Genomic DNA, 12235 nt, shown 5'->3' with positions numbered 1-12235 from the left:
GCCGACGCCGAAATCAACCGTCTCAGGTGTCGGTGACGAGCGTCCGCGCGATGAGTTTGGCCTCGGCCCGGCGCATCCGACCCGAGACCGCGGTCGGCGAGAGACCCTGTTGGTCGGCGAGTTCCTCCAGCGTGATACCGCGCGGCTCCTCGAAGTAGCCGTGTTCGAGCGCGGTCAACAGGGTGTCGCGCTGTTCGGTCGTCAGGTCGTACTTGCCGTCGGCGTCGAGTTCGGTCAGCGAGTGGAGTCGCTGGAGTTCCAGCGAGATGTCGTGTTCGTTGCAGTCGGCCTGAAATCCTCGGACCTCCTCGTGGGACGGGAACCGGAGTTCGAATCGCCACGCGTCGCGCTGGCCGCTGGCCTCCAGCACGGTGGCGTCGGCGTTCCGGATGATTCGCCCGAGGTCGGTTATCACGTCGGTCCACTCCACGCGATAGAGTCGCTGGTCGTCCACGGTGTCAACGACCCGGAGCGAGGCCACGATTGGTTGCTCGCGGACCGTCTCGTCGAACTCGTCTAAGTCCTCGCCCCACGCCCAGAAGAAGGGGAGAATCTGCATCCGCGTGGGGACGACTTTCTCCAGTTCGATTCGCACGTCGGGGTGGTCCGCCAGCGCGTCGCCCAGCGCGAAATCCTCGGCGGGCGTCGTGAACTCCGCGATGATGCTCATCGCGTGGGCTATCGACCTCCCCGAGTAAAAATAGACTTGCCAACAGTTGAGCAGGTTGTCACCGATGCGCCGAGACGACCCCCCGAATCTCGGCGACGTACTCCTCGTACTCGTAGCCGATTCGGGGCAACCAGACGTTCTGGTAGGAGGGGTGAAGGAGGGGCAGGACGACAGTCCCGAGTTCCGAGGACTCGACCGGTTCCAGCACCGAGTCGATGAAGCCGCCGGAGTCGCCAGAGTGGCCCGATTCACCTGATTCGCCGGAACGGTCGCCCAGCACCGACCGCGTGGCGTGCTTCCCGGTGGTCGCCACCACCGCGGGCGAAATCTGCTCGATTTCGGTCACGAGGTGATTCCGGCAGTTCGCGCGCTCCTCGGCGGCGGGTTCCCGATTTGTCGGGGTTCCGGCGTCCTCCGCCTCGTCGCTCTCGGACTCCCTCGGAAAGCACTTCACCGCGTTCGTGAAGTAGAGGTCCGCGGCGTCGAGGCCCGCGTCGGCGAAGAGGTCCCGAACCTTCCGCCCGGAGTGCCGCGAGGTGTAGGCCATTCCGGTCCAGTTGCCGCCCTGCCACCGGTCGGCCTCGGGGTTGCCGAATGCGGGAGCCTCGCCGACGACCACCACGTCGGCGTCGAGCGCCCCGTTGCCCCACGCGATGCAATCCCGAGACTCGACCAGCGCGGGGCACCGCGAGCAGTCCGGTTCGAGGACGTTCCGCGAGTCGGAACTGGGGAAGTCTGGCACGGCCGTCGGTAGGCGGCCCGCGCTACTCAATCGTTCGCTCGCGGAAGCTATTTGTCGCCGGTCGCACACTCACCAGCCATGGACGACCACACCATCCGACCGGCGGAGACCGGCGACGTGGCCGACGTTCGGCGCGTCGCCCGCGAGTCGTGGCACGCCGCCTACGACGACCTCCTCGGCCCGGAACCGGTCGAGTCGGTCGTGGACGAGTGGTACGACCTCAACCAACTGCGCCGGTCGGTCGAGCGCGACGACGGCGTGTTCCTCGTGGCCGAGAGCGAGGAGGAAAATGGTTCAACAGTCGTCGGGTTCGCGCAGGGCGTCCTCGCCGAGGACGAGGCCGCCGAACTCCCGCGAATCTACGTTCACCCCGACTACTGGGGCGAGGGCGCGGGGTCGGCGATGCTGGAGCGCGTCGAAAGCTGGCTGACCGACCGCGGGGCCGAGCGACTCCGTCTCATCGTGCTGGCCGACAACGAGGTCGGCAACGCCTTCTACGAGAGCAACGGCTACCGGACGGTCGGAAGCCGAGAGTCGGAGTTCGCGGGCGAGACTTACGCCGAATACGTCCGCGAGAAGGAACTGTAGTCGGACTGCGGACCCGGCGCGGATTCAGGCCTCGACGTTTCTGAACCGGACTTCCACCCGGAGGCCGCCCGCCGCCGAATCGGTGGCTCGGACCGACCAGCCGTGAGCGCGAGCGATGTCCTCCACGATTCGGAGGCCCAGACCGGTGCCCGTGTCGCTGGTCGTGTATCCGCGCTCGAACAGTTTTTCGTGGCCCTCCTCGACGCCGACGCCGTCGTCCGCGACGTAGAAGCCCCAATCCCCGTCGAGGCCGCCGACCTCGACCGTCACGTCGCCGCCGCCGTGTTCGGCCGAGTTGCGGAACAAGTTCTCGAACAGTCGCCTGAGACGCGACTCGTCGCTCGGAACTTCCTCGGGCAGGTCGTCGGTTTCGAGGTCGGCCTCGCCCGTCTCGACCATGTCCCATGCCTCCTCGACCGCGGCCGGGACCGAGTTGTCGGTCGGGTCGCGGACGGTCCGGCCCTGTTCGGCGAGTTCGAGCGCCTCGTCCACCCGTTCCTCGATTCGGCAGAGCGCGTTCCGGAGCGGCTCGACGTAGTCGCTGTCGCAGTCCTCGGCGAGGAGTCGCGCGTTGCCGTCGGCGACTTCGAGGGGATTGCGCAGGTCGTGACTGAGGACGCTGGCGAACTCGTCCAGACGCTCGTTCTGGCGCTGGAGTTCGCGCTCGCGGCGCTTCTGCTCGGTGATGTCGGTGTAGATGACGAAGCCGTCGGCGTCGTCGCTGGGCGCTTCGACGGTGTGGAGCAGGAAGTCGCGGTGGCCGTCGGCGGTGTTTCGCCGGACCTCCTTGCCCGAGACGTGGTCGCCGTTCTGCATCTGCCGGTTGATTTCCGCCGCGTCGGTCTCGGCCCCCTCGGGGACGATGCGGTCGTCTACCGACTCGCCGGAAATCTCGTCCGCCTCCCAGCCGAAGACCTCCTCGAACGTCGGGTTGGCCTCCGACAGGACGGGGTCGCCGTCCTCGAACACGCCGACGCCGATGGCGTGGGGGATGTTGTGAAACAGCGCGGCGAACCGGTCGCGCTCGTTGCGGAGTTGCTCCTCGGAGCCGATTCGGTCGAGCGCGGCCGAGACGTGAGCCAGCAGGAGTTCCGCGAGTTCGATGTCGCGGTCGCTGAACCCGTTCACGTCGCGCGAGACCGCCTGAAAGACGCCGTGGTCGTCGATGGGAATCGTCACCGCCGAGCGATAGTCCGACTCGGCCGGAGCGACCTCGTGAGAGCGCAAGTCGTTGATGCGGACCGATTCGCCCTCGCGGAACACGCGGGCCGCCATGTTGTCGTCGGCCTCGACCGAGGTCGAGCGATAGTAGCCGTCGGAGGGGACGCCCTTCGAGACGGCCTGCGGGACGAGTCGGTCCCCCTCGGCGAGACTGATGTCGCAGAGGTCGAACTCCAGAATCTCCTCGGCGGCCTCGACCGCCAACTTCGAGAGTTCGGTCCGGTCCGAGCAGGTGGCCGCCTTGGCCGCGGTCTGGTGGAGCGCCTCGATTTTCTGGCGGGTCTGGCGGAGTTCCATCTTCGCCCGGTTCTGTGAAATCGCGTTCTCGATGCGCTTGGCCAGCACCTCGTAGTGGTCGGTGCCGGTCTCCTTCTGGAGGTAGTCGGTCACGCCCGCCGAAATCGCCTCGGAGGCGATTTCCTCGCTCCCCTTGCCGGTATAGAGGATAAACGGAAGCGAGGGATACGTCTCGCGCACTGATTCCAGAAGCTCCAACCCGTTCATACCGGGCATGTTGTAGTCAGAGACGACGCAATCGAACTCCGAGCCGCTGCGGATACACTCGAGCGCGTCGGTCGCCGAATCGGTCGCGGTAGTAGACATCTCCTCGTCGATTCGCTGGAGATATTCGGCCGCCATATCGGCGAGTCCCGGTTCGTCGTCTACGACGAGTACTCGCTTGCCAGAGGACGCCATGGTCGTTAGAGGATACCACCCACGTATAAACTTTCCGAGAAATATTGCCGGATTATATGCCGGGAACGGCCTCGTTCTTTCGGAGCGAGTCTAGTAGAGCGAAAGAACTGTAGATTTCTAAGCGTTACTCTCGAAATTAATGCCGAGCAGTCGAATTTACTCTTCGACCACTTCGATGCCGCGATTGTTTACCGCGGCGGCGTCAAGGCCGACCTCTTCGAGGAACTTCTTGTACTCGCGCTCGCAGGCCTCGGCGTCGGCCTGCTTGTCGCTGGCGCGGTCACAGAGCGCCACGAGGTCCTCAGGTACGTCGTTGGAGTAGACGATCCAGTGGTTGATGAGGTCCGAGAGTCGCCGGATGGGACTCGTGAAGTGGCCGTAAATCTCGAAGTTGAGCGCGTGGTGGCCGCCGAAGGGGTCGTTCATGTACTTCGCGCGCGGCATCACCTTCATCACCGCCCACTGAATCTTGTCGAGTTGGCGCTCGGGTGCCTCTTCGAGCGTGGCGTTGACCGCCATCCGGGGGTCGTCCCACTTCGACCCGGGAATCGAGACGCCGTCCAAGTCCTGAATCTCGCGGAGGGCCTCGCTCCACTCGTCGGGGCTGGGTTGGGGGTGGACGCGGTACATCGCCTCGACGCCGCGGTCCCACATCAGTTTGTGCGTGACGGCCTTGTTGGCCTTCAGCATGCACTCCTCGATGATGGTGTGGGCGCGGTCGCGCCGGGGGTTGAGGACGAGACTGCCGTCCTCCTTTCGCTGTTCGTGCATCCGGTCGGCAAGTTCCCAGACCAGTTCGGTCTTCTCCGCGAGGTCCACCTCGGGGTCTTCGAGGAGGTCGTCGGCGGTCTCGGGGTCGTCCAGCAGGTTCTCGGCCTCGGTGTAGGTCAGGCGGGCGTCGCTCTCGATGACCGACTTGTAAATCTCGATGTTCTCGAAGCTCAGGTTCTCCTTGTCGAGGTGCATCTCGACGGTGTGGGCGAGTCGGTCCTCGTTGGGGACCAGCGAGCAGACGGTCTCGGCCAGCACCGGCGGGAGCATGTGGATGGTGTAGGCGGGCAGGTAGACGGTGTTGGCGCGCTCGACTGCCTCCTCCCACATGTTTGTCTCCGGGTTGACGTAGTGAGTCACGTCGGCGATGTGGACCCAGAGGACGAACTCGTCGTCGCGCTCCTCGATAGAGAGGGCGTCGTCGAAGTCCTGGGCGTCGATGGGGTCGGTCGTCCACGTCGTCATGTCCCGGAGGTCTTTGCGCTCTTCGACCTCGTCCTGAATCTCCGATTGGATGTCCTCGGTCCGCTTCTCGGCCTCGGTCAGGACCGCGTCGGGGAACTCGTCTCTAATCTCGAACTTCTCGAATAACTCCTCGCGCTTGTCTTCGAGTCGTTCGGCCAGTTCGGGTGAAATCTCGACCGGGCCTTGTCCCTCGGGGGTTCCGGCCTCGGCCTGGGCGTCGCTCGTCATACCGTGTGATAACGGAGACGAGTAGTTAGGCGTATCGGAGCGATTCGAGCGTCGCCCCGGTGAGTCGGACCGGTCGATGGCTCACAACCAGTCGGAGACGAATCGGACCGGCACCGACGTTAGTCTCGGGTTACCGCTCGTGGTCGAGCGGCCCGTACCGCTCCTCGACGGCCTCGCAGTACCGATTCAGGAACTCCGCCTCCGAGAGGCCGTCCGCCTCGATGTCTACCAGCAGGTCTTCGAGTTCGTCTCGCGGCTGGTGGCAGAGGCCGGTGTGACACTCCTTGCAGAGATACTCGAAGTCCTTGCCCTTCCGGTCCCAGCGGTCGCCCTCCTTGTCGTACTCGCGGGCGTCGTCGCGGCGAAGGGTCTCCCCACAGGCGATACAGTCGACCGAGTTACCCCGGCTACTCCGGGAACCCCACATACTACTGCACACGGTCCGCCACTACTTGCGGTTTTTGGTCAGAATACACTCACTTTCAGCAGTCGAGGACGTGAAAGTAACGAGTGCTTACCGAGGAGATTTCGAGCCGACCGCGGGCGGAAAATTCGCCGGAGAGCGCGCCAGGCGGAATCGAGACGCGGCGAGAGCCGGACGCCGAGGAGATGTCAAATTTTACCCGTTAACTCGCAAACGTCTAGACGAGGGTCTCTCGACGCTCCGTGTGAAACTCCACACCGCCCTGCTCGTCGGACTCGTCCTCCTCGCCGGGTGTAGCGGCGGCCTCGGCCAGACCGATACGCCGCGCTCGACGGATGCCACCGCAGAACCGACGACCACCGAGGAGTCGGGAGCTGAGTCCGCTCCCCCTCGGCTTTCACAACCGATTTCGGTGGTCGACGAACGCTCGGTCTCCTACCGAGTCGAGTTCTACGTGTTCCGCGAGCCGAGTCCGGTGTTGAACGTTTCCTTCGGGAACGGGACGGCGGTGACGAAGTCCGTCGACGAAAGCGACGCGCTCGTCCAGAGCGTTCCCTTCGTGGACCGAGACGACTCGACGGTCGAACCGGTTCGGAACATCACCGCCATCGCGCCAGCCGTTCCGACTGGCGCGGCCGAGTGGTCCGCGGTCGTGCGACCCGAATCGGCCGTCTCGCTTCCCGCGCCGGTCGAGACGGGGAACGTGACGCTCCTCGTCGTAGTCGAGCGTGCCCCGGCGGACCGGCCGTGGGTCTACAGCGGGGATGCACCGGTGCGAATCTCCTCGTGACGGACTGGAGGAGTTCCGGATGACGCTCCCGGCCGACCGGAACGGCGTCGATGTCGCCAGCAGTTGTCCGTAGCGGGAACAGGACCCCGACCGCGAACGGCCTCCACCGCGGGGCTTATTCGGTCGGAAAGCCAAACGCAAGCCGATGGACGCCGAAATCTCTCCAGAGGAGGTACGCGAACTCTTGGAGGCTGGCGAGGCGGTCCGAATCGTAGACATCCGACCCGAACCAGCGTTCGAGCGCGGGCACATCCCCGACAGCGAGAACATCCCCTTCCACGCGCTCGCCAACGAAGTCGAGCGCCTCGACGGCGCGGAGCGCGTCGTCACCGTCTGCCCGCACGGGAAATCCAGCGTGCAGGCCGCGCGACTGATTTCGTCCTACGAGGGCGTGCCCGACGACGCCCGCGTCGAGAGCATGGCTGGCGGACTGGACGAGTGGGAGTACGGACTGGAACGGTCGGACGCCGAAAGCGACGCGACCGACGAATCCGGCGACGTGACCGAGGGCCCGGACGCGCCGTTCTAGACCATCCTATAGTTGTCTCTAAGAAACGATTTAGTTTTCTAGACAATCTTTTTGCTTGCTTGACCGGACGAGAAGGAGACCGCGGAGAAACGTCGCAACGCTCCGGGTCGCCGAACGCAGTTGCCACTCGTTGACCCTTTTCGACAGCGCAAAACCGGCGTGAACGTTAGGCTACGTTGAACCCTTTGTCACGCAGGAAATCCTCGACGCGCCCGGTGTGGTTGCCTTGGAGCTCTATCTGGTCTTCCTCGACAGTCCCGCCGCACGCGAACTTGGACTTGAGGTCCGAGGACAGACTGTCCAGATCGACGTCCTTGGGGTCGAATCCTTCGATTATCGTTACCTCTTTACCGTAGCGTCGCTCGTCGATGCGGATGTTGATTTGCTGAGACTCTTTGGCAACGTCCTCGCAGACGCAGAGCTCTTGAGGCAGCCCGCACGTCGAGCACACTTCCGACATTACAATTCGGGAATTGGTCGTAGGGGTACAAAACTGTGTCGCTAATTCCCCGGCCTGAAGCCCGAGAGAAACCGAGCGCGAACTGCGCGGAAGGAGAAATAAATACTCTCGCCCGGTGTCTGGATAGTGTTCAAATAAGACAACCGAACCAAAACGAAAGTCTTCTCGAAAGCCCTCGCGCGGTTCGCGGTCGCCCTTTCAGTCCGCCAGGGGGTCGGCTGTGGCGTCGAGCGATACGCACGAGTGGGTCCGCTTCTCGACACCACCGACGAGTCAGCGAGCGCCGAGGAGACCCCGGCGGTCGCTGACCAACTCGTCCACGAGCGAGACCGCTTCGTCCGCCAGTCCGTCGTCGGCGTCACCGGCGTAGCGGACCTGCTCGTAGATGGACCCGACGCGAGTAGCTCGGTCGTCGAGGTCGGTCGTCTCCTCCAGCGCGGTCAGGTACTCGCGGGGCGTCTCGCCCGGCCGTCGCTCGCGGTGTTCCCGACCGAGGAGATACTCGAGCCGGTCGAACGCCCGCGACACGTCGGTCTCGGGGTCCTCGCGGGGTTGCCACCGGAGCCAGACCGCCCGCCGGAGGCGTTCGAGCGTCCCCGACCGCCGACCCGCCGCGAGCAGGCCGACGGCCACGAGACCGCCGAGAATCGTCTGCTCGCGCGACGGCGGGCCGATTGGAATCCCGCCGGACTCGTCGTCTTCCTCCTCGCCGACCGTGCCGCCGCTCGTGGTGGTGAACCCGCCGAACGTCTCGTTGGAGGCTCCTCGGCCCGGGTTGATGGGCTGACGGTCGCCGAGTCCGCCGCTTGCGGGCGTCGAGGGGACGGTCGTGGCGTTCCCGTCGGGGCTGGTCGTCTCGTTACCGCCCGAGACGGTCGTCGTCTCGGTGGTGGTCGGGGTCCACGTGCCCTCCTCGCTCTCGTCGGTGTCCACGTTCGAGACGTTGCTCTGGCGGGCCGCCTCGATTTGCGAGCTCTCTGCCTGCTCGCGCGGGCCGCCCGGCGTGGGGTCGAACCGGACCCATCCGACGTCGGGGAAGTAGACCTCGACCCACGCGTGGGAATCGAGGCCGCGGACGACCCACTCGTCCTCGGCGACGCGCTGGCCCGAGACGTACCCCACCGCGAACCGCGCGGGGACGCCCTGCGACCGCAGCATCGTCACCATCGAGGTGGCGTAGTAGGTGCAGTAGCCCGACTCCATCTCGAAGATGAAGCTCTCGGCGATGTTGCCGTCGGGCCGGGAGACCTCCAGCGAGTAGCTCTTGTTCGATTCGAGCCACCCCTCGATGGCCGTAGCCTTCTCGTAGGGCGTCTCGGCGTCGGCCGCCTCGACGACGCGGTTCGTTCGCTGGCGAATCCGGTCTTCGGAACTCCCCGGCAGTTGGAGATACCGGTTCTCGATGCGCGCCGGGTAGTCGGTGCCCGCGTCCCGAAGCTGACGCTCCGATGGGTCGGGGACCCGACTCACGACCGTGTACTGTTCGCCCTCGCGGAGCGCGCCCACCGGGTCGAACGCGCCGAGCGGACTGACTCGCGTGTTGTCCCGGTCGCCCGACTCCAGCCGCGTCGGTCGCCACATCGCGGGCATCGCCGCCATGCGCTCGGCTTTCACGGTGACGGTCTGCTCGACCGCCCGCGACCGGCCCGGCGGCGCGGGCTGGGGACCGTAGTCTCTGGCCTCGCCCGTCCGAATCCAGCCGTTGCCGTCGTATCGGTCGTAGGCACCGACCCGCCAGTAGCCCGGCTCCTCGGACTCGACGGTGAACCGGACCTTCGGCGAGAGCCGAATCGACCCCACGATGGACATCCGCTCGCCGTTACTGACGAACGCGTCTTCGACCGTCGGGGTGCCGCCCCCGCCGGGCAGGATTGGACTCGCGCCGCCGCCGGGGACGAGGGTGACCGTCGAGGCCAGCAGTATCATCGCCACCAGCACGACCGCGAGGGTATCGACCTGCTCTGGCGTGCCGCCTCGGCGCGCCAAGGTCCCGAACCCGAGGGTCGCGGTCACCGCGAGCATCCCGACCAGCGTCAGGAAGCTGCTCAGGTCGCCCGTCAGGACGAAGAATCCCATCGCGGTCCCGGCCGCGCCGACCGCCAGCGCGTAGCGCCGCCGGAGGACGAGGTACCACGGCGCGAACACCATCGCCGGGGCGACCCCGAGCGCCCACGCGCCGACCTCGGTCATCCGGAGGACCGACAGGCCGGTCAACAGCGCCACGTTGTCCGAGACGACCTTGCCCAGCGACATCGCCACGAGGTAGGCGCTGGGAACCGCGAGATAGTAGCCGACCAGTCCGAGCGCGAGCAGGACCGCGGCAAGCACTACTGCCTGCTTGGGCCGGAGTCGCCGAGCGATTAGCGTCCCCGCGAGCAACGTCGCGGCCACGAGGCCCAGCAGGGTCGTCGTCCCGCCCACGATGTCGGTGACGTGGAAGAGGACGCTCAGGTACGTCGTCATCAGCACCGCGAGCGACCCGACCGCGAGGTGGTGGTACGACACCGACGCGTCGCCGAGACTGAGCCGATTCTTGACCGAGGCGTCGGAGGGGGTGCTATCGGCGCTCATCGGCGCTCACCTCCGTCGGCGAAGGCCGGAGACTCGGCGGGCGCGCTCGCCTCGTCGCTGGCGTTCGGCTCGCTTCCGGCGTCCGGGGACGGACCGCCAGACGCCCCGCCCGACAACTGGTCGAACGTGACCGTGCGCTCGCCGACGGTGACCGTGACCGACTCCTCGTCGGTCCGGCCCTGCACCAGCACGTCGGCCCCGTCTCGTCGGCGGTCGCTGACCGTGCCGGGGTTCGACCGGGCCAGCAGGGTGAGCAGTTCGGTCCGGTGGCCCTCGCCCGCGCCGGGTTCGACCCGGCCGCCGGGGACCGTCAGGCCGACCGCGAGCCCGGCGTCCAGCAGGTACGTCAGGACGCTGGCGGCCGCCTCGGCCACGTCGTCCATCCGGCCGCCCTCGGCCTCCGCGAGGAGTTCGACCTGCTCGCGCTCCTCGTTGGCCTCGAACTCCATCACCACGAGGTCGCCGTCGGCGCGCTTGGCGCTGGACTTCCAGTGCACGTCCCGAAGGGGGTCGCCGCGCTCGTACTCGCGGAGTTGCTCGAATCGGTCCCTGCCGCCGAGACCGAACTCCCGGTGGAGCGCCGTCAGGTCGCTGGCGTCCCGCAGGCGGTGAATCTGAGGGAAGACGACGAGTTCGCTGGTGACCGGGTAGGTGTAGGTCTCCGACCAGACGCCCAGCACGTCCTCGGCGACGACCTCGACCGGACCGACCGACTGGACGCCGCGCTGGCGGAGCGCCACGTCGAAGTCGATGGCGTCGTCGGCGACGGTCGTCTCGACTTCGGGGTTCTGTACGTCGAGGCCGTCGCCGGATTCGAGCCGGACGCTTCCGGAGAGGGGCGTGTCAGCGTCGAAGTCGAGCGAGACGGTGGCGGTCTCGCCAGCGAAGCCGTAGTCGGGCGTCCGGGTCCGGAGGTCCGGCTGGCTGGCGCGCTCGAGCTGGAGCCATCCGGCCGCGAGCGCCACCAGCGCGGGGCCGACGACCGCGTTCAACGAGCGGGCGCTGAACCACGCGGCCATCCCGAACGCGAAGACCGCGGCGAGCGCCAGCGCCCATCCACGTCGCGTCAGCATCACTCCACCGGAACCGAATCGAGCGCCTCGGCTATCAACTCGCGGCCGGACTGGGCCGCCGACTCCGCGCCGGTCCGGACCCGGTGGGCGAGGACGGCCTCGGCCTCCGACTGCACGTCGTCGGGGACCACGTAGTCCCGACCGTCGAGGACGGCGCGGGCTTGGGCGGACCGGAGGAGCGCGATGGACCCCCGCGGACTCACCCCGAGGTCGGCGTGGTCGCGGGTGTAGTTGGCGAGTCGGGTGACGTAGTCCCGAACCGCCTCCTCGGCGGTCACGTCGGCGACCGTCTCGCGGGCCGCGATTACCTCCTCGGCGGTCGCCACGGCGTCGAGTTCCTCGATAGGGTGGCCGCCCGTGACCCGCCGGAGGACCTCCGATTCGTCCTCGGGCGAGGGGTAGCCCAGCGTCAGTCGCTTGGCGAACCGGTCGATTTCGGCGATGGGGAGTTCGTAGGTCCGGTCGGCCTCCACGTCGTTCTGGGTGGCGATGACGGTGAACGGTTGGTCGAGTTTGTACGTCTCGCCGTCGACCGTGACCTGGGCCTCCTCCATCGCTTCCAGCAGGGCCGACTGGGTCTTGGGCGGCGCGCGGTTGATTTCGTCGGCCAGCACCACGTTGCCGAAGACGGGACCGGGCCGGAACTCGAACTCCCGGGTTCGCTCGTCGAAGACGTTCACGCCGGTCACGTCGGTCGGCATCAGGTCTGGCGTGAACTGGACGCGGGAGAATTCACAGTCGATGGAGCGGGCGAGCGACCGGGCGAGCATCGTCTTGCCGACGCCGGGCACGTCGTCGAGCAAGAGATGACCGCGCGCGAGGATGGCGGTCACGATGTGTTCGGTCACGTCGTGGTGGCCCACGATGACCCGCTCGACGTTCTCGACCACTCGGTCGGCGACGGCCGCGGCCTCGTCTACCGGCAGCGGGTCGGGGTTCGGGTCGGTTCGGCGCGTTGGGGGATTGGCTTCCGTCATGGATAGTTCGGTGGCACGCAGAGGGCGAGA

12 protein-coding genes are annotated in these 12235 nt (G+C 66.7%); 3 read left to right on the top strand and 9 right to left on the bottom strand.

Annotated features, from left to right (window positions below; all coding sequences use genetic code 11):
- Positions 1 to 22: 22 nt before the first annotated feature.
- Together EPL01_RS19225 and EPL01_RS19220 are read right to left on the bottom strand one after the other, a co-directional pair.
- Positions 23 to 670 carry a helix-turn-helix domain-containing protein gene (locus tag EPL01_RS19225; protein ID WP_135826902.1) on the bottom strand — a complete coding sequence of 216 codons (648 nt, stop codon included), beginning with the start codon at positions 668 to 670 and terminating at the stop codon, positions 23 to 25.
- A gap of 58 nt (positions 671 to 728) precedes the next feature.
- Positions 729 to 1412, bottom strand: coding sequence for a uracil-DNA glycosylase (locus tag EPL01_RS19220; RefSeq protein ID WP_135826901.1), 684 nt, complete (start codon positions 1410 to 1412; stop codon positions 729 to 731).
- A gap of 78 nt (positions 1413 to 1490) precedes the next feature.
- On the opposite strand from EPL01_RS19220, the gene EPL01_RS19215 reads away from it, so the two are divergent.
- The gene (locus tag EPL01_RS19215) at positions 1491 to 2000 is read left to right on the top strand and encodes a GNAT family N-acetyltransferase (RefSeq protein ID WP_135826900.1); all 510 of its coding nucleotides are present in this window, start codon (positions 1491 to 1493) and stop codon (positions 1998 to 2000) included.
- Between the two features lie 24 nt (positions 2001 to 2024).
- On the opposite strand, the gene EPL01_RS19210 is transcribed toward EPL01_RS19215, so the two are convergent.
- The 3 genes from EPL01_RS19210 to EPL01_RS19200 all read right to left on the bottom strand — a co-directional run bounded on the left by EPL01_RS19210 (position 2025) and on the right by EPL01_RS19200 (position 5808).
- A complete protein-coding gene (locus EPL01_RS19210) occupies positions 2025 to 3917 on the bottom strand; it encodes a hybrid sensor histidine kinase/response regulator (protein ID WP_135826899.1) in 1893 nt (630 codons plus the stop codon).
- Between the two features lie 156 nt (positions 3918 to 4073).
- Positions 4074 to 5381 carry a ribonuclease catalytic domain-containing protein gene (locus tag EPL01_RS19205; RefSeq protein WP_135826898.1) on the bottom strand — a complete coding sequence of 436 codons (1308 nt, stop codon included), beginning with the start codon at positions 5379 to 5381 and terminating at the stop codon, positions 4074 to 4076.
- A gap of 130 nt (positions 5382 to 5511) precedes the next feature.
- Entirely contained in the window at positions 5512 to 5808 is a 297-nt protein-coding gene (locus EPL01_RS19200) for a DUF7562 family protein (RefSeq protein ID WP_135826897.1), read from the bottom strand.
- Positions 5809 to 6049: 241 nt separating this feature from the next.
- Between EPL01_RS19200 and EPL01_RS19195 the strand changes: the two genes are divergently transcribed.
- Positions 6050 to 6595, top strand: a complete 546-nt coding sequence (locus EPL01_RS19195; protein ID WP_135826896.1) for a hypothetical protein — start codon at positions 6050 to 6052, stop codon at positions 6593 to 6595.
- 145 nt (positions 6596 to 6740) lie between these two features.
- Entirely contained in the window at positions 6741 to 7124 is a 384-nt protein-coding gene (locus EPL01_RS19190; RefSeq protein ID WP_135826895.1) for a rhodanese-like domain-containing protein, read from the top strand.
- Between the two features lie 166 nt (positions 7125 to 7290).
- Here EPL01_RS19190 and yciH read toward each other — a convergent pair whose 3' ends face one another.
- From yciH to EPL01_RS19170, 4 genes are all read right to left on the bottom strand, one after another.
- On the bottom strand, positions 7291 to 7584 hold the full coding sequence (gene yciH, locus EPL01_RS19185; RefSeq protein ID WP_135826894.1) for a stress response translation initiation inhibitor YciH: 294 nt from the start codon (positions 7582 to 7584) through the stop codon (positions 7291 to 7293).
- 273 nt (positions 7585 to 7857) lie between these two features.
- A complete protein-coding gene (locus EPL01_RS19180; RefSeq protein WP_135826893.1) occupies positions 7858 to 10155 on the bottom strand; it encodes a transglutaminase TgpA family protein in 2298 nt (765 codons plus the stop codon).
- A complete protein-coding gene (locus EPL01_RS19175) occupies positions 10152 to 11228 on the bottom strand; it encodes a DUF58 domain-containing protein (RefSeq protein ID WP_135826892.1) in 1077 nt (358 codons plus the stop codon). The genes EPL01_RS19180 and EPL01_RS19175 overlap by 4 nt, the downstream gene beginning before the upstream one ends.
- On the bottom strand, positions 11228 to 12205 hold the full coding sequence (locus EPL01_RS19170) for an AAA family ATPase (RefSeq protein ID WP_135826891.1): 978 nt from the start codon (positions 12203 to 12205) through the stop codon (positions 11228 to 11230). The genes EPL01_RS19175 and EPL01_RS19170 overlap by 1 nt, the downstream gene beginning before the upstream one ends.
- Positions 12206 to 12235: the final 30 nt, after the last annotated feature.

This window comes from Halorussus ruber, from assembly GCF_004765785.1.
Lineage (GTDB): Archaea > Halobacteriota > Halobacteria > Halobacteriales > Haladaptataceae > Halorussus > Halorussus ruber.
This window is presented reverse-complemented; position numbering and strand designations above follow the sequence as displayed.

Excerpts from the sequence above, each read along its gene's own strand:
- EPL01_RS19225 (WP_135826902.1), bottom strand. The coding sequence starts at position 670 with ATGAGCATCATCGCGGAGTTCACGACGCCCGCCGAGGATTTCGCGCTG.
- EPL01_RS19215 (WP_135826900.1), top strand. The coding sequence starts at position 1,491 with ATGGACGACCACACCATCCGACCGGCGGAGACCGGCGACGTGGCCGAC.
- EPL01_RS19210 (WP_135826899.1), bottom strand. The coding sequence starts at position 3,917 with ATGGCGTCCTCTGGCAAGCGAGTACTCGTCGTAGACGACGAACCGGGA.
- EPL01_RS19205 (WP_135826898.1), bottom strand. The coding sequence starts at position 5,381 with ATGACGAGCGACGCCCAGGCCGAGGCCGGAACCCCCGAGGGACAAGGC.
- EPL01_RS19200 (WP_135826897.1), bottom strand. The coding sequence starts at position 5,808 with ATGTGGGGTTCCCGGAGTAGCCGGGGTAACTCGGTCGACTGTATCGCC.
- EPL01_RS19190 (WP_135826895.1), top strand. The coding sequence starts at position 6,741 with ATGGACGCCGAAATCTCTCCAGAGGAGGTACGCGAACTCTTGGAGGCT.
- yciH (WP_135826894.1), bottom strand. The coding sequence starts at position 7,584 with ATGTCGGAAGTGTGCTCGACGTGCGGGCTGCCTCAAGAGCTCTGCGTC.
- EPL01_RS19180 (WP_135826893.1), bottom strand. The coding sequence starts at position 10,155 with ATGAGCGCCGATAGCACCCCCTCCGACGCCTCGGTCAAGAATCGGCTC.
- EPL01_RS19175 (WP_135826892.1), bottom strand. The coding sequence starts at position 11,228 with ATGCTGACGCGACGTGGATGGGCGCTGGCGCTCGCCGCGGTCTTCGCG.
- EPL01_RS19170 (WP_135826891.1), bottom strand. The coding sequence starts at position 12,205 with ATGACGGAAGCCAATCCCCCAACGCGCCGAACCGACCCGAACCCCGAC.